This window comes from Pantoea sp. Cy-640, assembly GCF_011752635.1.
GTDB lineage: Bacteria > Pseudomonadota > Gammaproteobacteria > Enterobacterales > Enterobacteriaceae > Pantoea > Pantoea dispersa.
This window is the reverse complement of the sequence record NZ_VWXB01000006.1, coordinates 46,775-66,721: the sequence shown is the minus strand read 5'-3', so window position 1 is coordinate 66,721 and position 19,947 is coordinate 46,775. Positions and strand designations below refer to the sequence as shown.

General features: G+C 59.2%; 20 protein-coding genes. 12 read left to right on the top strand and 8 right to left on the bottom strand.

Annotation, left to right across the window (positions count from 1 at the left end; genetic code table 11):
* The first annotated feature begins 80 nt into the window (after nt 1–80).
* From F3J36_RS16235 to trpS, 5 genes are all read left to right on the top strand, one after another.
* Complete coding sequence (locus tag F3J36_RS16235; RefSeq protein WP_166720021.1) at nt 81–1,109, top strand: SPOR domain-containing protein; 1,029 nt, start codon at nt 81–83, stop codon at nt 1,107–1,109.
* A gap of 96 nt (nt 1,110–1,205) precedes the next feature.
* The gene (gene dam, locus F3J36_RS16230; protein ID WP_021507424.1) at nt 1,206–2,018 is read left to right on the top strand and encodes an adenine-specific DNA-methyltransferase; all 813 of its coding nucleotides are present in this window, start codon (nt 1,206–1,208) and stop codon (nt 2,016–2,018) included.
* A gap of 65 nt (nt 2,019–2,083) precedes the next feature.
* Complete coding sequence (gene rpe / locus F3J36_RS16225; protein ID WP_021507425.1) at nt 2,084–2,767, top strand: ribulose-phosphate 3-epimerase; 684 nt, start codon at nt 2,084–2,086, stop codon at nt 2,765–2,767.
* Entirely contained in the window at nt 2,751–3,428 is a 678-nt protein-coding gene (locus F3J36_RS16220; protein ID WP_021507426.1) for a phosphoglycolate phosphatase, read from the top strand. Before rpe ends, F3J36_RS16220 begins: the two co-directional genes overlap by 17 nt.
* Before the next feature lie 15 nt (nt 3,429–3,443).
* Complete coding sequence (gene trpS, locus F3J36_RS16215) at nt 3,444–4,448, top strand: tryptophan--tRNA ligase (protein ID WP_058759300.1); 1,005 nt, start codon at nt 3,444–3,446, stop codon at nt 4,446–4,448.
* 40 nt (nt 4,449–4,488) lie between these two features.
* Here trpS and F3J36_RS16210 read toward each other — a convergent pair whose 3' ends face one another.
* From F3J36_RS16210 to nirB, 5 genes are all read right to left on the bottom strand, one after another.
* A complete protein-coding gene (locus F3J36_RS16210) occupies nt 4,489–4,935 on the bottom strand; it encodes a hypothetical protein (RefSeq protein WP_166720020.1) in 447 nt (148 codons plus the stop codon).
* 72 nt (nt 4,936–5,007) lie between these two features.
* On the bottom strand, nt 5,008–6,372 hold the full coding sequence (gene cysG / locus F3J36_RS16205; RefSeq protein ID WP_166720019.1) for a siroheme synthase CysG: 1,365 nt from the start codon (nt 6,370–6,372) through the stop codon (nt 5,008–5,010).
* 46 nt (nt 6,373–6,418) lie between these two features.
* Entirely contained in the window at nt 6,419–7,222 is an 804-nt protein-coding gene (gene nirC, locus F3J36_RS16200) for a nitrite transporter NirC (RefSeq protein WP_058780172.1), read from the bottom strand.
* 30 nt (nt 7,223–7,252) lie between these two features.
* Nucleotides 7,253–7,579 carry a nitrite reductase small subunit NirD gene (gene nirD / locus F3J36_RS16195; protein ID WP_021507431.1) on the bottom strand — a complete coding sequence of 109 codons (327 nt, stop codon included), beginning with the start codon at nt 7,577–7,579 and terminating at the stop codon, nt 7,253–7,255.
* Complete coding sequence (gene nirB / locus F3J36_RS16190; protein ID WP_166720018.1) at nt 7,576–10,116, bottom strand: nitrite reductase large subunit NirB; 2,541 nt, start codon at nt 10,114–10,116, stop codon at nt 7,576–7,578. The genes nirD and nirB overlap by 4 nt, the downstream gene beginning before the upstream one ends.
* A 235-nt stretch (nt 10,117–10,351) precedes the next feature.
* Here nirB and F3J36_RS16185 point away from each other — a divergent pair, with 235 nt between their 5' ends.
* Entirely contained in the window at nt 10,352–11,635 is a 1,284-nt protein-coding gene (locus tag F3J36_RS16185; protein WP_166720017.1) for a cytosine deaminase, read from the top strand.
* 48 nt (nt 11,636–11,683) lie between these two features.
* On the opposite strand, the gene tsgA is transcribed toward F3J36_RS16185, so the two are convergent.
* Nucleotides 11,684–12,862: an MFS transporter TsgA gene (tsgA, locus tag F3J36_RS16180; protein WP_021507434.1), complete on the bottom strand. Its 1,179-nt coding sequence runs from the start codon at nt 12,860–12,862 to the stop codon at nt 11,684–11,686.
* A gap of 261 nt (nt 12,863–13,123) precedes the next feature.
* Here tsgA and ppiA point away from each other — a divergent pair, with 261 nt between their 5' ends.
* The 5 genes from ppiA to F3J36_RS16155 all read left to right on the top strand — a co-directional run bounded on the left by ppiA (nt 13,124) and on the right by F3J36_RS16155 (nt 16,472).
* Nucleotides 13,124–13,696: a peptidylprolyl isomerase A gene (gene ppiA, locus F3J36_RS16175; RefSeq protein ID WP_021507435.1), complete on the top strand. Its 573-nt coding sequence runs from the start codon at nt 13,124–13,126 to the stop codon at nt 13,694–13,696.
* 100 nt (nt 13,697–13,796) lie between these two features.
* Complete coding sequence (locus F3J36_RS16170; protein WP_021507436.1) at nt 13,797–13,967, top strand: YhfG family protein; 171 nt, start codon at nt 13,797–13,799, stop codon at nt 13,965–13,967.
* Nucleotides 13,957–14,550 (top strand): putative adenosine monophosphate-protein transferase Fic, encoded by a 594-nt coding sequence (locus tag F3J36_RS16165; RefSeq protein ID WP_127834659.1) that lies wholly within the window; start codon nt 13,957–13,959, stop codon nt 14,548–14,550. The genes F3J36_RS16170 and F3J36_RS16165 overlap by 11 nt, the downstream gene beginning before the upstream one ends.
* A gap of 41 nt (nt 14,551–14,591) precedes the next feature.
* Complete coding sequence (locus tag F3J36_RS16160) at nt 14,592–15,167, top strand: aminodeoxychorismate synthase component II (RefSeq protein ID WP_088517938.1); 576 nt, start codon at nt 14,592–14,594, stop codon at nt 15,165–15,167.
* Between the two features lie 87 nt (nt 15,168–15,254).
* Nucleotides 15,255–16,472, top strand: coding sequence for an aspartate aminotransferase family protein (locus tag F3J36_RS16155; RefSeq protein WP_166720016.1), 1,218 nt, complete (start codon nt 15,255–15,257; stop codon nt 16,470–16,472).
* Here the strand turns inward: F3J36_RS16155 and F3J36_RS16150 are convergent.
* Both F3J36_RS16150 and crp read right to left on the bottom strand, forming a co-directional pair.
* Nucleotides 16,469–18,544 (bottom strand): YccS/YhfK family putative transporter, encoded by a 2,076-nt coding sequence (locus F3J36_RS16150; protein ID WP_166720015.1) that lies wholly within the window; start codon nt 18,542–18,544, stop codon nt 16,469–16,471. The genes F3J36_RS16155 and F3J36_RS16150 overlap by 4 nt on opposite strands.
* A gap of 58 nt (nt 18,545–18,602) precedes the next feature.
* Entirely contained in the window at nt 18,603–19,235 is a 633-nt protein-coding gene (gene crp / locus F3J36_RS16145; protein ID WP_000242755.1) for a cAMP-activated global transcriptional regulator CRP, read from the bottom strand.
* A gap of 304 nt (nt 19,236–19,539) precedes the next feature.
* Here crp and F3J36_RS16140 point away from each other — a divergent pair, with 304 nt between their 5' ends.
* On the top strand, nt 19,540–19,944 hold the full coding sequence (locus F3J36_RS16140) for an OsmC family protein (RefSeq protein ID WP_021507440.1): 405 nt from the start codon (nt 19,540–19,542) through the stop codon (nt 19,942–19,944).
* Nucleotides 19,945–19,947 lie beyond the last annotated feature (3 nt).

Below are 19,947 nucleotides of genomic sequence, written 5' to 3'. Positions count from 1 at the left end.
CGTCGGGCTGCTGTCCGGCGGGGGAACAGTGAGCAGTGATGCGGCACGTGGGAAGCGTGCCGTTTTACGGAGGAGGCTAAATGGATGAGTTCAAACCGGAAGACGAGTTAAAACCTGACGCCAGTGACCGCCGTCCCACGCGGCCTCGCAAATCGTCTTCTGCGCCGAAAGCGAAAGTACCGGTTTCCCGTCAGCATATGATGATGGGTATCGGCATTCTGGTGCTGCTGATTCTGGTGCTGGGCATTGGCTCCGCGCTGACCGGCCCGGACGAGAAAAAACCGGCCAGCAACAGCGCCAGCACCGGTAGCGCGGCACCAGCTGGCGGCGGCAGTGAAAAGAATATCGACCTGTCAGGTTCAACCGCCATGAGCGGCCAGCAGAATGCCACGCCGTCGGCTGAGGGCAGTGCGCCGCAGAATACCGCCGGTAACGCCGCACCTGCCGGCAGTGACGGTCAGTCAATCTCCATGCCGTCTGTCTCCTCCACGCCGACTCAGGCAGCACCGGTTGACACACCGGCCAACCAGCAGCGCGTAACGCTGCCGGGCGATCTCAATACCGCGCTGAATAATCAGCAGGGTTCCGTTGATGCCGCGGCGCAGGGCGCACAGGGCAACAGTTCGCTGCCTACCGCACCGGCAACGGTCAGCGGCAGCGCCGGCAAAGCGGTCACGCCGCCGGCGGTACGCGCTGAGACGCCACCGCGCAGCCTCGGTGCCAGCAGCGGCAGCAGCCACAAAACCCCGGCTGCCAGCAAACCGGCCGCAGTAAAAGAGAACAAAACGCACACCACCACCGCGCACAACAGCGCACCGGCCAGCAGTGGCGGTGCCAGCAAGTCGCTGCCATCGGGCGGCAACTACACGCTGCAGCTGAGCGGGGCGTCGAAAGAAGCGAGCCTGAACGCCTGGGCGAAGAAACAGAATCTGAGCGGTTATCACGTGTATAAAACCACGCGTAACGGCCAGCCGTGGTACGTGCTGGTGAGCGGCGCTTATGCCACACCGGCCGAAGCCAAACGTGCAGTAGCTTCACTGCCGGCGGAAGTGCGTGCGGCGAACCCGTGGGTTAAACCGCTCAGCCAGGTGAAGAAAGAGAGCCAGTAAGTGATGTGGGGCCGCGTTGCTGCGGCCCCGTTCTAAGCGCAGATCTGCTGTCGGTTTCGCCACAGCCAATAATTAAGATGTAATAGCCACGACAGCATGAAGAAAAATCGCGCTTTCCTGAAATGGGCCGGAGGGAAATACCCGCTGCTTGACGATATCCGTCGTCATCTGCCACAAGGTGATTGTTTAATCGAACCTTTTGTCGGCGCCGGTTCCGTATTCCTCAACACCGATTATGACCGTTATCACCTGGCGGACATCAACGGTGATCTGATCAATCTCTACAATATCGTTAAAACGCGCACCGCCTCGTTTATTGAAGACGCGCGCCAGCTGTTCAGCGCCAGCGGCAATACGGCGGAAACCTATTACGCCCAGCGTACGGCGTTCAACGCCAGCACGGATACCTATCAGCGCGCCGTGCTGTTTCTTTATCTCAACCGCCACGGTTACAACGGCCTGTGCCGTTACAATCTGCGCGGTGAATTTAATGTGCCCTTTGGTCGCTATCGTAAGCCGTACTTTCCGGAAGCCGAACTGTTATGGTTCGCCGAGCGTGCGCAAAAAGCCACCTTTGTCTGTGAATCGTACGATGTTACTCTGGGCAACGCCCCTGCAGGCTCAGTGGTTTATTGCGATCCGCCGTACGCGCCGCTGTCGGCGACGGCTAATTTTACCGCTTACCACACCAACAGCTTTAGCCTGCGCGAGCAGCAGCATCTGGCGGAACTGGCCAGTAAGCTGGCGCAGGAGAGCCGCATCCCGGTACTGATTTCAAACCACGATACCCTGCTGACGCGCGAGTGGTATCAGCATGCGGATTTACATGTAGTTAAAGCCCGGCGTTCCATCAGCCGAAGCATAAGTGGTCGCACTCAGGTTGACGAACTGCTGGCGCTTTTCCGCTAGCCTGTTTCGTCCGCGACCAACGCATCACGCCAGCTCCGGCTGGCGCACAAAATTGGGAGATTCGGATGAAACAATTTTTACTGGCCCCATCAATCCTTGCCGCTGATTTTGCCCGCCTGGGCGAAGATACCGCTAAAGCGCTGGAAGCCGGTGGCGACGTGGTGCATTTCGATGTGATGGACAACCACTATGTTCCCAATCTGACCATGGGGCCAATGGTGCTGAAAGCGCTGCGCGATTACGGCATCACCGCGCCCATTGATGTGCATCTGATGGTCAAACCGGTCGATGCGCTGATCCCGGAATTCGCCAAAGCGGGTGCCAGCTTCATTACTTTCCATCCCGAAGCCAGCGAGCACGTTGACCGTACGCTGCAGCTGATCAAAGAGCACGGCTGTAAGGCCGGTCTGGTGTTCAATCCGGCAACGCCGCTCAGCTATCTCGATTACGTGATGGATAAGCTCGACATCATTCTGCTGATGTCGGTGAATCCCGGCTTCGGCGGCCAGTCCTTTATTCCGGGCACGCTGGATAAACTGCGCGAAGCGCGTCGTCGCATTGACCAGAGCGGTTACCAAATCCGTCTGGAAGTGGATGGCGGCGTGAAAATCGATAACATCGGTCAGATCGCGGCGGCCGGGGCTGATATGTTTGTTGCCGGCTCGGCGATCTTCGGTCATCCGGATTACAAGAAGGTGATCGATGAGATGCGCAGCGAACTGGAGAAAGTTAATGGCTCATTTCACTGATATCCGCGCGCTGGCGTTCGATCTCGATGGCACGCTGGTGCACAGCGCGCCAGGCCTGGCACAGGCGATCGATCTGGCGCTGGCCGATTTGCAGCTGCCGCCCGCGGGCGTTGAGCGCGTCTCGACCTGGATTGGCAACGGTGCGGACATCATGATGGCGCGGGCGCTCAGCTGGGCGCTGGGCCGTGAGCCGCAGGCCGACGAGCAGCGCGACGCGCGTGCGCTGTTCGACAAACATTACGCCGCGACGGTGGAAGCCGGCAGTACGCTGTTTCCACAGGTGCAGGAGACGCTGGCTGCGCTGCACGCCAGCGGTCTGCCGCTGGCCATCGTCACCAACAAACCTACACCGTTTGTTGCTCCGCTGCTGCAGTCGCTCGGCATTGCCGACTATTTTTCTCTGATCATCGGCGGCGACGATGTGGTGGTGAAAAAACCACATCCGGCGGCGATTTTCCTCGTTCTCGGCCGTTTCGGCGTGCTTCCAGGACAATTGCTGTTTGTCGGTGATTCGCGCAATGATATTCTCGCTGCCCAGGCGGCGGGCGTGCCAAACGTTGCGATGACCTTCGGCTACAACTACGGTGAGCCGATTGCCACCAGCCAGCCCGATTTAACTCTCGATACTTTTAGCGAACTTTTGCCCGTTCTCGGGCTGTGATTATCAGGACATAACATGAGCAAACCCATCGTTTTCAGCGGCGCCCAGCCTTCCGGTGAACTGACCATTGGCAACTACATGGGTGCGCTGCGTCAGTGGGTGCAGATGCAGGATGATTTCCACTGCATTTACTGCATCGTCGATCTGCACGCCATCACCGTTCGTCAGGACCCGGCCGCGCTGCGCAAAGCCACGCTGGATACGCTGGCGCTGTACCTTGCCTGCGGTATCGATCCGGAAAAAAGCACCATCTTCGTGCAGTCGCACGTACCGGAGCACGCCCAGCTAAGCTGGGTACTGAACTGCTACACCTACTTCGGCGAGCTGAGCCGCATGACGCAGTTCAAGGATAAATCGGCACGTTACGAAGAGAACATCAACGCCGGTCTGTTCGATTATCCGGTGCTGATGGCGGCCGATATTCTGCTGTATCAGACTAACCAGGTGCCGGTCGGCGAAGACCAGAAGCAGCACCTTGAGCTGAGCCGCGATATCGCCGCGCGCTTCAATGCGCTGTACGGCGACGTGTTTAAAATTCCTGAGCCGTTTATTCCGAAGTCCGGTGCGCGCGTGATGTCACTGCTGGAGCCGACGAAGAAGATGTCGAAGTCTGATGACAACCGCAACAACGTGATTGGTCTGCTGGAAGACACCAAATCGGTGGTGAAGAAGATTAAGCGCGCAGTGACCGACTCGGAAGAGCCGCCGGTGGTGCGCTACGACATCAAAGAGAAAGCGGGCGTGTCTAACCTGCTGGATATCCTGTCAGGCGTGACCGGTAAGTCGATTGCGCAGCTGGAGCAGGAGTTCGAAGGCAAAATGTATGGTCACCTGAAAGGCGCGGTGGCAGATGCTGTGTCTGAGATGCTGACTGAGCTGCAGGAGCGTTATCATCGTTTCCGCAATGACGAAGCGTTCCTCAACCAGGTAATGCGCGATGGCGCAGCGAAAGCCCGTGCGCATGCCCAGGAAACGCTGAAGAAAGTGTATGACGCCGTAGGCTTCGTGGCGCAGCCATAAGCCGGTTTGCCGGGGCGCAGCACAACGCGCCCCGCAGGCTTTACTTCACCCGATGCAGCGTCAGCTCTGCGCCATCCCAGAATAGCCGCGCATTGCCGTCGGCCAGCACGCTCAGTACCGCGCCCGGTGCCGGTCCCCACGCCTGATTGCTACAGTGCACGTTGAAGCCATAGCGAAAGCTGAAATCACGATCCTGTCCGGCCCCGCTGGCGGCGCTCAGGCGCGGTTTGCCCTGGCAATTGTCGGTCGCCGGATTGATGCCACGTTCGGCAGTACCGCGCGTCCAGCTAATCGCATTGGGTTTAAACGCCACGCGCGCGCCCATAAACTGCGGATCGTTTTTGATGTAAATCTGGCCGTTCTCCTTTTTCGGCGTCACGGCAACCACCTGCCATTCGCCCGTGACCGTTGACCACGTCACCGGGGCGGCACTCACCGCCACGCTCAGCGGCATCAGCAGCGCCGCGGCCAGAGAAATAATGCGCATGGAAACTCCTTGTGATTGATTTGGCTGCTCAGTCTGGCGGCAAAGCGCAGCGCTGTACAGTGTTTTACCGCATCAGAACCAGCGCAGCTGCGTGCGCAGGCTGACCACGCGGCCCACAATGATCAGCGCCGGACTGGAAAACTGCCGGGCCAGCGTCGCCAGCTCCTGCAGCGTGGCGCAGGCGACGCGCTGCTGCGGCGTGGTGCCGTGCTGCACGATAGCCACCGGCATCGCTGCGTCCATCCCGTGCCGTAACAGCTGCTGCTGAATGTCGGCCGCCTGGCTGAGGCCCATATAAAACACCAGCGTCTGCTGCTCCGCCGCCAGTTTGCCCCACTCCATTTCGCCGTGCTGCTGCAGATGGCCGGTGACGAAGCGCACGCTCTGGGCATGGTCGCGGTGGGTGAGGGGAATACCGCTGTAGGCGGCACAGCCGGAGGCGGCGGTGATGCCCGGCACCACGCTGAACGGGATGTTATGCTGCGCCAGCACCTCCAGCTCTTCGCCGCCGCGGCCAAAAATAAAGGGATCGCCGCCTTTGAGACGCACTACACGCCTGCCGCGCTGCGCCTGCTCCAGCAGCAGCTGGTTGATTTGTTCCTGCGGCACGCAGTGATGGCCCGCCTGTTTACCCACGAAGAGGCGTTCGGCATCGCGCCGCACCAGATTAAGAATCGGCTCCGATACCAGCCGGTCATACACCACCACATCAGCCTGCTGGATAGCCTGCAACCCTTTCAGCGTCAGCAGACCGGCATCGCCCGGCCCGGCGCCGACCAGCACGACTTCGCCCTGCTGCGTCAGCGGCGCCGCAAACAAGGCATCGACCTGCGCGGCAGCGCGTGCCCGATCGCCGTTGGCCAGCGTCTGGGCCAGCCGATCGCTGGCAAAGAAGCGCTCCCAGAAGGCGCGGCGTGGCGCCATGGCGCTAAAATGCTGCTTCACGCGCTCGCGCAGTGAGCCCGCCAGCGCAGCCAGTTCGCCGAGATGCTGGGGCAGCATCGCCTCCAGCTTCTCGCGCAGCAGACGCGCCAGCACCGGCGCGCGGCCACCGGAAGAGACGGCGATCATCAGCGGCGAGCGGTCGACGATCGACGGCATAATGGCGCTGGCCTGCTGCGGCGCATCCACCAGGTTACAGAAGAGGCGGCGCTGTTCGGCGGCGTCAGCCACCTGCTGATTGACGGCATCATCGTTGGTGGCCGCAATCGCCAGCCAGCATTCATCCAGCCAGTCATCGGCAAAGGCGCCGTGCAGTAACGTCACTTTTCCCTGTTGAGCCCACAGCTGAAATGCCGGGGAAAAATCCCGCGCGCCAACGTACAGCTCTGCGCCGGCCTCCAGCAGCAAACGCGCTTTGCGTTCAGCCACGTCGCCTGCGCCAACCAGTAAACAACGCTTGCCTTGCAGCCGACAAAACAGCGGAAAGTAATCCATAGCGAATCCTGAAAAAAAGCCCGCACGGTGCGGGCTGTGGAAGGGATTATACCGATTTCAGCGGCGAAGCCTGGGCTTGCGTCTGCGGGCGCTGCGCCTGCGGCGTGGCATACCAGTAGCCGAGGCCCATCAGCACCATGCCGGAGAACATATTGCCGAGCGTTACCCACAGCAGGTTGTGGCCGATGCCGCTCAGCGTCAGGTCGGCGCTGTGCTGGCCAAACCACGACAGCGCAAATACCGTCATGTTGGCGATGGAGTGCTCGTAGCCGGAGGCGATAAACGCCAGCAGACACCACCAGATAGCGATGAACTTCGCGGCCCCTTCGCTGCGCACCGCCATCCAGATCGCCAGACACACCAGCCAGTTGCACAGCGCGCCTTTAAAGAACAGCGCCATCGCCGTCTGCGTGGTTTTCGCCAGCGCCACGCTGTGGATCAGCGAACCGGCGTTCGGCAGCAGCGCACCAGCGGCGTAGTAGTAGAGCAGGGCGACAAACACCGAGCCGATCAGGTTACCCAGCCAGGTTTGCGGCAGCACACACCACATCTGACCGTGGCTGATGGTGCCGGCTTTGACGCCCACGGTGAGGAACATGGTGTGGCCGGTAAACAGCTCGGAACCGGCGATGATCACCAGCGTCAGGGCAATACCGAAGGTGGCGCCCATCAGCAGTGGACGATACGCCGGGTCCGCCAGGTTGCCGAGGGTGAAGATCAGGATGATCGCCAGGCCAACGTAAGCGCCGGCCATCGCCGATCCAATCCAGAAGGCCAGCGGGCTGTGCTGCGCAGTGCGTACAATGCGCGCCGCATTGGCGGCGCAGGTGTTCAGGGTGTCAGAAAACATAGTGACGTCTCATAAAGTGAAGGAATTCTGTCAGGCGCAGACTTCGACCTGGCCGTTGCTGACGCGCACCGCATAGCTCGCCACCGAGCGGCTTTCATCTTCCAGACAAACGCCATCGCTCAGGCGAAAACGCTGTTTTTTCAGCGGGCTGGCGACCCACAGCGTATGCTGATGTTCGGCGATCAGGCCGCGCGACAACACGCTGGCTTCAGCAAACGGATCGATGTTGCTCAGAGCGTACAGCTGCGCATCGTCGCGCGGGCGAAAGATGGCGATCTGCTGGCCGTTAACCAGTGCACACACGCCGGTAGCGGGCAGGATTTGTGTGAGTTCACACACGGTGTACCACTGGCTCATGCGTCAGCCTCCTCGATCAGGGTAATAGCGATGCGCTCCGCCGGACGCGCCGGGCGATGCTGCTCGCGTTCACTGACGTGCTGCACCAGCGGGTCGCGCTGCGGGCTGTTAATAAACGTGGCGAAGTGCGCCTGCTGCTGCGGGTCGTTAACCGTGGTGGTCCATTCACAGCGGACGTCAGCGCGCAGACGCGTCAGCTCCTGCTCCAGCTGCGCGTTAAGGCCGAGCCGGTCGTCGATAATCACGCTGCGCAGATAGTCGATGCCGCCGTCCATGCTCTCCAGCCACAGCGAAGTGCGCTGCAGGCGGTCGCCGGTGCGGATGTAAAACATCATGAAGCGGTCGAGATATTGCAGCAGGGTGTCGCGGTCGAGGTCAGCCGCCAGCAGATCGGCGTGGCGCGGTTTCATGCCGCCGTTGCCGCACACGTACAGGTTCCAGCCTTTTTCGGTGGCGATGACGCCGACATCTTTGCCCTGCGCTTCGGCGCATTCACGGGTACAGCCAGAGACGCCAAACTTCATCTTGTGTGGCGTGCGGATGCCTTTGTAGCGGTTTTCCAGCTCAATGCCGAAGCCGAGGCTGTCGCCAACGCCATAGCGGCACCAGCTGCTGCCGACGCAGGTTTTCGCCATGCGCAGCGCTTTGGCATAAGCCTGTCCGGTTTCAAAGCCGGCGGCAATAAGTTGTGACCAGATGGCCGGCAGGTCGTCGCGCTGCGCCCCAAACAGGCCGATGCGCTGTGAGCCGGTGATTTTGGTGTAAAGGTTGTACTGCCGCGCCACTTCGCCCAGCGTCATTAGCCCCTGCGGCGTGATTTCACCGCCGGCGGTGCGCGGAATCACCGAGTAGGTGCCATCTTTCTGGATGTTGCCGAGATAGAGATCGTTGCTGTCCTGCAGCGGCGTGTGCTGCGGCTTGAGGATGTATTCGTTCCAGCAGGAGGCCAGCAGCGATCCGACGGTCGGTTTACACACTTCACAGCCGTAACCCTGGCCATACTTCGCCAGCAGCGCGTCAAACGACTTGATCTCCTCCACGCGGATCAGGTGATACAGCTCCTGGCGCGAATAGGCGAAATGCTCGCACAGGTGATGATTGACTTCGATGCCCTGACGGCTCAGCTCAGCGTTCAGCACCTGCGTAATCAACGGAATACAGCCGCCGCAGCCGGTACCGGCGCGGGTTTCGGCTTTCAGCGCCGCCACGGTGTGGCAGCCCGCCTGCACCGCGTTAACGATATCGCCTTTGCTGACGTCAAAGCAGGAGCAGATTTGCGCGCTGTCCGGCAGCGAATCGACGCCCAGCGCCGGTTTTTCGCCGCTGCCTGCCGGCAGAATCAGCAGCGCCGGGTTTTCCGGTAAGGCGATGTGATTGAGTGCCAGCTGCAGCAGATTGCCGTAGTCGCTGGTGTCGCCCACCAGCACCGCGCCGAGCAGAGTTTTGTTGTCTTCGCTGACGATCAGGCGCTTATATACGTGCTGCTGTTCATCGAGCCAGATGTAACTGCGCGCGCCCGGCGTGCGGCCATGCGCATCGCCAATGCCACCGACGTCCACGCCCAGCAGCTTGAGTTTGGCGCTCATATCGGCACCGGCAAAGACGCTGTCACGCCCAACCAGCGCATCGCTGGCGACCTGCGCCATTTTGTAGCCCGGCGCCACCAGACCGTAAATCCGATCCTGCCAGGCGGCGCATTCCCCAATCGCGTAGATCGCCGCATCGCTGGTCTGGCAACGATCGTTGATGGCAACGCCACCGCGCTGACCGAGCGCCAGGCCGCACTGTTGCGCCAGCTTGTCCTGCGGACGAATGCCGGTGGAGAACACGATGAAGTCGACGTCCAGCGCGCTGCCATCGGCGAACTCCAGCGTTTTACCGCCCTTAGCGTGATGCACAATCTGCCGGGTATTTTTGCCGGTATGGACCTGCACGCCCATCTGTTCGATCTTACGCCGCAGCTGTTCGCCGCCCTGTGTATCCAGCTGTTCCGCCATCAGCACCGGCGCAAACTCAATCACGTGCGTTTCAATGCCGAGATTTTTCAGCGCGCCCGCCGCTTCCAGTCCGAGCAGACCGCCGCCAATCACCGCACCGCGTTTGCTGCGGCGCGCGCAGGCTTCTATCGCGTTGAGATCTTCGATGGTGCGATAGACAAAGCAGTCGCTGCCCTCCGCGCCGGCGATCGGCGGGATCCACGGATAAGAACCGGTGGCCAGGATCAGCGTGTCGTAATGCACCGCACGACCGGTGTTGGAGTGAATCAGCTTTTCCTCACGGTTGAGGGTAATGGCGCGCTCGCCGAGCAGCAGATTGACCTGATGCTTTTCGTAGTAGCCTTCGCGCACCAGTGAGAGTTCTTCGGCGGTGTGGTGGGAAAAATAGGCGGAGAGATGGACGCGGTCATAGGCGACGCGGGGCTCTTCACAGAAAACGGTTATCGCGAACTGCTCAGGGGCGGCTTTGTCGATCAGTTCTTCGATAAAGCGGTGGCCAACCATGCCGTTGCCAATAATAACGACACTGTGCTTGCTCATGCTTGCCTCAAAATTTGCGGGATCTGCGCCTACCTTAGCGCGCTGTTTCTGGCGCTTATTGACGTACATCAACTGCGGCTTTATATACCCATTTAGAGGTATGTTGCTGATTTTACGCGTTTTTATCTAAGTCTTTTATTTGGTTGAAAATTACCCAATGGCGGCAGAAAAGTTGCCAGCGGCGCGGCCGTTTTTCGTGCTAGCTTAAGATGTTGCATTTTCAGCGGAGAAGGATATGACCCAGCAAGCGTTTAAGTGGATAAACAACCTGCGCCTGGCAGGCCAACCGGGTTTATGGCAGATCGAAATTCGCCACGGCAACATCAGCGCCATCATTCCGCAGCCGCCGCACGCGGCCGCCCAGCCGGATGCGCTGGATGCCGCCGGTGGCCTGGCGAGCGCGCCGTTTATCGAGCCGCATATTCATCTCGACACTACGCAAACCGCTGGCGAACCGGCGTGGAATCAGTCCGGCACGCTGTTTGAAGGCATTGAGCGCTGGGCTGAACGCAAGGCGCTGCTCAGCCATGAGGATGTGAAGCAGCGCGCGCGGCAGACGCTGAAGTGGCAAATTGCCAACGGCATTCAGCACGTGCGCACCCACGTGGATGTGTCCGATCCCACGCTGACCGCCTTAACCGCGATGCTGGAGGTGAAAGCGGAGATGGCACCGTGGATCGATATCCAGATCGTGGCCTTTCCACAGGAAGGTATTCTCTCTTATCCCAACGGCGGAGCGCTGCTGGAAGAGGCGCTGCGCCTCGGTGCTGACGTGGTGGGCGCGATCCCGCATTATGAATTTACCCGCGAATACGGCGTCGAATCGCTGCACAAAGCGTTTGCGCTGGCGCAGCGCTATGACCGGCTGGTGGACGTGCACTGTGACGAGATTGATGATGAGCAGTCACGCTTTGTCGAGACCGTGGCGGCGCTGGCGCACCGCGAGGGCATGGGCGCCCGCGTCACCGCCAGCCACACCACGGCGATGCATTCGTACAATAACGCGTATACCTCGCGGCTGTTCCGCCTGCTGAAGCTTTCGCAGATTAACTTTGTCGCCAACCCGCTGGTGAATATTCATCTGCAGGGACGCTTTGACAGCTACCCGAAACGGCGCGGCGTGACGCGGGTGAAAGAGCTGCTGGAGGCGGGTATCAACGTCTGCTTCGGCCATGATGATGTGTTCGATCCCTGGTATCCGCTCGGCACCGCCAGCATGCTGCAGGTGCTACATATGGGGCTGCACGTTTGTCAGCTGATGGGCTATGAGCAGATCGACAGCGGTCTGCAACTCATCACGCACAACAGTGCCAAAACCATGCAGCTGGCGGATTATGGCGTGCAGGTGGGCAACGCGGCCAGCCTGATTATTTTGCCTGCTGATAACGGGTTCGATGCGCTGCGCCGTCAGGTGCCGGTGCGCTATTCGCTGCGTAAGGGCGTGCTGGTGGCGGCCACAAAGCCGGCAAGCAGTGAAATTTATCTCGGTGCTAGCGAAGCGGTGACGTTCCGGCGTTAAGGGAGCGGGAAGGGGAATAGCGGCGCGAGGCTTCGCGCCGCTCGGGGATCAGGCAGTCTGGTGAGCGTGCTGGCGATGTTTAGTGACAAAGCCGAGCAGCACACACATCACGAACACCACCGCGTACAGCGCGTTCGCGGTGGACAGCGCCGCGTGCGCACCGCCTTTGGCCACGATCGGGCCGGTGACCACAAAGGTCAGCATGGTGCCGACGGTGCCGCAGGTGAGGATAAAGTTCACCAGCTTCGGCGATGACGCTTTGGTCTGCAGCGAGCCCAGCGTGATGATGGTGGTGTAAATGGCGCTGGAGAAGAAGCCAAGCGACATAATGATCCAGTGCAGCATGCTGGCATCGGTGGTTTTCACGAACCAGAACATCAGGCCGGTGGCCAGCAGCGCCAGCACCACCAGAATGCGTTGCAGGTCGAAGAAGCGCAGCAGGAAGCTGAACGCCCACATGCCGACCATGTAGGCGGTCCAGAAGTTACCGACCAGCTGACCGGCGGCGGCGATATCCATGCCCATTGATTTGGTGGCGTATTCCGGTACCCAGGAGATGAAGCCGAGCTGGCCGAGGATGTAGCACAGTGCCGCGATCGACAGGAACAGCACGCCGATGCCCCACTTCTCTTTTTCGCCGCCCTGCACCGCGGCTTCGCTCTTCAGCACCGGGAACTCGACCATCAGCGTCAGGATGAAGATCGCCACGTAGATCACGCCAATGCAGGCGTAAACCCAGTACCACGGCAGCGCGCGCGCCAGCAGAATGCCCGCGATAATCGGGAAGATGGTGCCGGCCATGCTAAAGAACGAGTCGGTAAACAGCAGACGGGAACCGCGCTGGCGACCATCGTACAGATGGGTAATCAGGAAGGTGCCGATCGACATGGTGATACCGCTGACCACGCCGAGCACGAACATGCACAGCGAGAACACCGTGAGGTTATGGCTGGTCATCAGCCCGGCCACGGCGAGGATCATCAGCACAAAGCCAAAGATCAGCTGGCGCTTGAGTGGCACAATCACCATCAGCCAGGCGTTCAGGAACACCGCCGCCAGAATACCGGCGTTAAGGAAAGTGAAGGTGTTGCTCATCTCGGAGATGGGCAGCTGGAAATACTGGGCAATATTATCCAGCACCATACCGGTAACGATCACCAGTGCGCCGGTGAGCGCATAGGAGAAAAAGCTGATCCAGGTAAGGCCAATGCGATTACGGTTTGTCATGTTCTGAACCTGTGATGCGCCGACGTGGCAAAAAGTGTCATGAATTGTAAATGGATCTGTGATCGTAATAAACAAGCAGTGAAACGTGCGAGAAATATTTCATTAATAGTGTGATTTTCGTCACGCAAATGATTGCGCGACGGGAAAAGTATGACGATAGCAACATCAGCGTAAATATAGGTAAAACGCTGGCTCTTGTATTACATGCTCTTTACAATCAATCTCGTTTTTGAGCTTGCTCTCCAAGGTAAGGAATCTTTCATGCTTAAACGTACTTTGACAGCGGCGGTTGCCCTGTTAGCGCTCTCTTCTGTATCTGCTTCGGCTCTGGCGGCGAAAGGGGATACGCACGTGCTGCTCACCACCTCTGCGGGCAATATCGAACTTGAACTGGATAATCAGAAAGCCCCGGTTTCAGTAAAAAACTTTGTGGATTACGTGAATAACGGCTTCTACAACAACACCATTTTCCATCGTGTGATCCCGGGTTTCATGATTCAGGGCGGCGGCTTCACGGCGGATATGCAGCAGAAGCAGACCAACGCGCCGATCAAAAACGAAGCGGATAACGGCCTGCGCAACCTGCGTGGCACCATTTCCATGGCGCGTACCGCTGAGAAAGACAGTGCCACCAGCCAGTTCTTCCTGAACGTGGCGGACAACGCTTTTCTTGACCATGGCCAGCGCGACTTCGGCTATGCGGTGTTTGGTAAAGTAGTGAAAGGCATGGATGTGATCGACAAGATCGCTCAGGTGCCGACCAAAGATGTCGGGCCATACCAGAATGTGCCGTCAAAACCGATTGTTATCACTTCCGCGAAAGTCCTGCCGTAATCCCTCTGCGCGCCACCCCTGGGTGGCGCCGTCTGCCGCGCTCCGGCAAAGCTGAAATTTGCTCTTATACTTAGGGCACATCCTGCTTGCCGGAGGCGCTATGAGCAGCAAACTCACCGAAAAACAGAAAATCACGTTGTGGCAGCAAACCCGTGCGGCCAATTATCAGGCCAGCTGCAAACTGGCCGGTTATACGCTGAATGAACCTGCCGTCGAGAGCGCCCAGGCGGACGATCGTCTGGCATCGCTGAGGAGGCAATATGGCGGATAACAGCCTGGCGGTGCGCGATCCCTATTTGTGGCACAACGATGACGTGCTGAAAAACCTGCTGGAAATTCACGACGTGGCGCAGCTGCGTAAAGCCGAGCTGGCATTCAGCGCGGCGCGGCTGGCCACGCTGGCGCTCGGACCGGCCACGCCTGGCCTGCCGCACCTGCGCCACATTCACCGCACGCTGTTTCAGGATATCTACAGCTGGGCCGGTGAACTGCGTACCATCGACATCTGGCGCGACGACACGCCCTATTGCCACTGCGAGTACATCGAGAATGAGGGCAATGCGCTGATGAGCGCACTGGAGGAGGAAGAGGGCCTGTGCGACCTCGACCCGCAGACCTTCGTGGCACGCATCGCGCACTACTACTGTGAAATCTATGTCCTGCATCCGTTCCGGGCCGGAAACGGGCGGGCACAGCGCATCTTTTTCGAACAGCTGGCGCTGCACGCGGGCTATCTGCTGAACTGGGATACGCTGGAGCCTGAAAGCTGGCACCAGGCCATCATCGCCGGCGTCAGCGGCGATCTCGCGCCGCTCAACGCGCAGTTTGCGAAAGTGGTGAGTCCGGCGCGTTAAAATGCGTAGAATAGCGGCGGTTTTACTGGCCTGAGGGCATTATGCTGCTGCTAATTGATAACTACGACTCCTTTACCTGGAATCTCTACCAGTACTTTTGTGAACTGGGCGCGCAGGTGCGCGTGGTGCGCAACGATGCGATGACGCTGGAAGAGATGACAGCGCTGCCGCTGAGTCATCTGGTGATCTCGCCGGGCCCCTGTACGCCGGATCAATCCGGCATTTCGCTCGAAGCCATTCGCCACTTTGCCGGACGGCTGCCGGTTCTCGGGGTATGCCTGGGCCATCAGGCCATCGCCCAGGCCTACGGCGCGCAGGTGGTGCGTGCGCGCCAGGTGATGCACGGCAAAACCTCTGCGGTGCAGCACACCGGCCAGGGCGTGTTCCGCAACCTGAATAATCCGCTGACCGTCACGCGCTATCACTCGCTGATTGTGGCGCGCGACACGCTGCCGCCGGAGTTTGAAGTCACCGCCTGGAGTCTGCGCGATGGCGTTGCCGATGAGATCATGGGCTTCCGCCATCGTACGCTGCCACTGGAGGGCGTGCAGTTCCATCCGGAGAGCATTCTCAGCGAGCAGGGGCATCAGCTGCTGGCGAATTTCCTCAATACGTAACTTCCGTTTGCCATTGCATGATTTTTTATGCATATTTTGTGATTATAATTTCACATCAACTCAACAAATAACCCGATGAGGTCATCAATGGCAGCGGAAAATCTAGCGGTAAGCCGGGAAACGTTCGATAACGTTATTTTGCCTGTTTATGCACCTGCGCAGTTTGTGCCGGTCAAAGGCAAAGGCAGCCGCGTGTGGGATCAGCAGGGCAAAGAGTATATCGACTTCTCCGGTGGTATCGCGGTCACCGCGCTGGGCCATTGTCATCCGGCGCTGGTGGAAACGCTGAAAAGCCAGGGCGAAACCCTGTGGCACACCAGTAACGTGTTCACCAATGAGCCGGCGCTGCGCCTCGCCAGTAAACTGATCGCGGCGACCTTCGCCGAGCGGGTATTCTTCGGCAACTCCGGTGCCGAAGCGAACGAAGCGGCGTTCAAACTGGCGCGCTACTACGCCTGCAAAAAGCACAGCCCGTTCAAAAGCAAAATTATCGCTTTCCACAACGCCTTCCACGGCCGCACGCTGTTCACCGTCTCGGTGGGCGGCCAGCCGAAATACTCCGATGGCTTCGGCCCGAAGCCGGCGGATATCGTCCATGTGCCGTTTAACGATCTGGCCGCGGTGAAAGCGGTAATTGACGACCACACCTGCGCGATTGTGGTGGAGCCGATTCAGGGGGAAGGCGGCGTGATGCCGGCAACGCAGGAATTCATGCAGGGATTGCGTGAACTGTGCGATCAGCATAACGCGCTGCTGGTGCTGGATGAAGTGCAGAGCGGCATGGGCCGCAGCGGTAAGCTGTTTGCCTACGAACACTATGGTATCAAGCCAGATATCATCACCACCGCTAAAGCGCTGGGCGGCGGTTTCCCGGTGAGCGCGATGCTGACCACTCATGAAATCGCCTCGGTGATGGCGCCAGGCGTGCACGGCACCACCTACGGCGGCAACCCGCTGGCCTGTGCGATTGCCGAAACCGCGCTGGATATCATCAATACGCCCGAGGTACTGAATGGTGTTGACGCGCGTCGTGAGCAGTTTGTCTCGGCGCTGCAGAAGATCAATGAGCAGTTCGATATCTTCAGTGAAATTCGGGGCAAAGGCCTGCTGCTGGGTGCCGTACTCAACGCGCAGCACGCCAGCAAAGCGCGCGATATCCTCAACGCTTCCGCCGCTGAAGGCCTGATGGTACTGACCGCCGGCAGCGATGTGATTCGCTTTGTGCCGTCGCTGGTGATTGAGCCAACCGATATCGCAGAAGGCATGGCGCGCTTCGCCCGGGCGATCGCGAAAGTCCTGAACTAACCTTTCGGCTTCAGCACGCTGAGCCAGCGGCCGTGATGCGGGCGCTGGCTCCACGCCAGTGAAGAAATGGTGTGCATCACATTGAGGTGCTGCAGAATGCGCTTCACATGCTGTTCGACAATCGTCACCGGCCCCTCATTCAGATTCTCCGGCGCTTCCAGAATATTGCTGTCGTTGCCCGGCCCGTCGTAAGCCAGCCGCTGCTGACAGCGCTGCAGCGCGATTTCACAGGACTGCAAATAGCGCTCCGCCAGTTTTGGCGTCAGCATGGTGTGCTCGCGCGCCAGAATGGTCATGGCGTTGATGTGCTCGACGATAAACTGGCTGTGAGTCACCCACAGTCGCATATCTTTCAGATACTGGAAGTTAAAGCCCGGTTCGGTGGACGCCTGGTTGAGCGAGTTAAACAGCGCGTTGTGCGCCTGGTTAACCTTGACGCGCTGATACGCCAGCTTCTCCGGCGCCTGCTCCGGACCGAGCAGCAGGCGCAGCGCCTCCTGATACGCCTCCAGCGCATCGTGCGCGTTATTGCGCAGCAGCCCGCTCTGCCATTGCGGCCATAGCCAGATCATGCCGGCGAAGGCAATCAGGCAGCCCATCAGCGTATCCATCATGCGCGGCAGCAGGAACTGCGCGCCATTCAGTGACAGCAGCTGCAGCGAATACACCGCCGTCACCGTAAAGCCAATCATCGACCAGCCATAATATTTACGCGTGATCAGATAGCTGGCGAGCGTGATGACCAGCATGGTCAGCAGGGCAATCGACTCCGGAACAGCAAAGCGCAGCGACGCCGCGGCGATCAGCAAGCCGGCGAAGGTGCCGAGCGCCCGGTGCTGAATGCGCACGCGCGTGGCGCTGTAGCCGTTCTGGCTGACAAACATGATGGTCATCAGAATCCAGTAAGGCTTGGGAATATTGAAGAACAGCGCCAGCGCGCTGCCGAACATCAGCATCACCGCGAAGCGCGCCGCCGTCCGCAGCGCGGCAGATTTCAGCGACAGGTAGCTGCGCAGCGCCGGCAACAGCGGCAGGCGGCGCTGGCGATCGGCCATCAGGTCGCGGGTGTACAGTGGCTTCTGCGTGCGCAGCACGCGGGCGATGCGGCTGAAATGGTAGAGGCAGAAATTACCGACCGGATTATCCGGGTGCTGCCGGGCAATTTTCTCCAGCGCGCCGAGCGGCTTCTCCATGTGAAAGCGTTCCGGCAGCTGGTGATAGAGAATGGCATCGGCCAGCACGCGCAGCCGTGCCGAAATGATTTTCGCGTTCCAGCGGATCACCGCCTCGGCGTGGCTCTGCTCCACCAGCTTTTGCACCTCTTCCGGCTGGTGCAGGCTGACCGAGATGTGCTCCTGCAGATCGAGCGCAACCTGGAAAGCGCGCGTCAGGCGTTTATGGCTGTTATCACGGCTGGCGGACAGCATATGCATCTGCTGGTAGCAGGTGGTGATCAGATCGACCGCTTTCTGCTGACGCGCCAGTAGCGGCGGCAGCGCTTTTTCCGGATCGGTCAGCTGCGTCAGCAGGGTGTATTTGGCGTCGCAGTAATCGGCCAGCTCGCGGTACAGCAGGCTGAGGGTCTCGCGCATCGGCTGCTCTTTCCACAGCCAGAACCAGAACCAGTTAAACAGCCCGTACCACAACGTCCCGCCGATATACAGCAGCGGCGGGACCCACATCGGCATACGGCCGACGAGGCTTAAGGTAAAGATGGCGGCGATCAGCGTGCCGGGCAGCAAACGACCATGCAGCGGGCTGATTTCACCGGTCACGCCCACCAGCAGCGGTAACATCAGCAGAATCAGCGGCAGCGGCACAGCGTAAGCCGTGAGGTACTGAATCAGAAAACTGCCGCTGGCGAACAGTGCGCCGCCGACAATCAGCCGTTTGAAGAACCGCTTGTGTGGCGTATCCAGACCGGCGATGTTGCAGCAGGCCGGCACCAGGGAGAACAGCAGCCCTTTTTGCAGATCGCCAAACAGCCAGCCGAGCGCCACAGGCAGGCACAGCACCAGCGTTTGCCGCAGCGCATAGTTAACTTCCGGATGATAGATGATTCGACGCCACATCAGCTCATCGTAAACAGAAACGGCGCGATGTTGCCATCACGCCGTGGGTGAGAAGAAATCAGCGGGTGCCGTAAACGACGATGGTTTTGCCGTGTGCGGAGATCAGATTCTGATCTTCCAGCATTTTCAGGATACGACCCACGGTTTCGCGTGAGCAGCCCACGATCTGACCAATCTCCTGACGGGTGATTTTAATCTGCATACCGTCCGGGTGCGTCATGGCATCAGGCTGTTTCGCCAGGTTGAGCAGCGTCTGCGCGATACGGCCGGTCACATCGAGGAAGGCAAGGTTGCCGACTTTTTCAGATGTTACCTGCAGGCGACGCGCCATCTGCGCCGACAGGCGCATTAAAATATCCGGATTGACCTGAATCAGCTGACGGAATTTTTTGTAGGAAATTTCAGCCACTTCGCAGGCGGTTTTCGCACGTACCCAGGCGCTACGCTCCTGGCCCTCTTCAAACAGGCCGAGCTCACCGATGAAATCCCCCTGATTGAGGTAGGAGAGAATCATCTCTTTGCCTTCTTCATCTTTAATCAGTACCGCGACGGAACCTTTCACGATGTAGTACAGCGTTTCCGCTTTCTCACCCTGATGGATGAGGGTGCTTTTGGATGGATATTTGTGAATATGGCAATGGGACAGGAACCATTCGAGTGTAGGGTCTGTTTGCGGTTTGCCGAGAACCATTCGCTATTATCCTCTGTTGTAATCGTGCCCAAAATACAGGGGGCAGTTTTCCCTGTCAGGCGGTGAAATCGTCCAGCGTTTCCCGTGAGGGACAGTTATTCGGGGGTGGATTCGTAAGCGATGCTTTTGATTCGTCCCGCTTTCGTCTTTCGTGACGAAAATATTTTCAGCACTGTTTGTAGCATAGCTTTTGCAACCTGTCTCCTGTTGTCTCGCTTCAGCAGGTGGGGGATGCGTCTGCATTGCTGTTTGTCAGGTGAAAGCGTACTCTGGCGGCAAAACCGCCGCTTCAGGAGAAAGAATAATGCAGGCACGAGTGAAATGGGTGGAAGGGCTGACCTTTCTCGGAGAATCCTCATCCGGTCATCAGGTATTAATGGACGGCAATTCCGGTGATAAAGCGCCCAGCCCGATGGAGATGGTGTTGATGGCTGCGGGCGGCTGCAGCGCGATTGACGTGGTGTCGATTCTGCAAAAGGGGCGCAACGATGTCGCCGATTGTGAAGTCAAACTGACCTCGGAACGCCGCGAAGAAGCGCCACGCATTTTTACGCATATCAATCTGCATTTTATTGTCAGCGGCAAAGCGCTGAGCGATAAAGCGGTGGCGCGCGCGGTGGATCTGTCCGCGGAGAAGTACTGCTCGGTGGCGATCATGCTGGGCAAGGGCGTCGAGATAACGCACAGCTACGAAGTGGTGGAGCTGTAATCC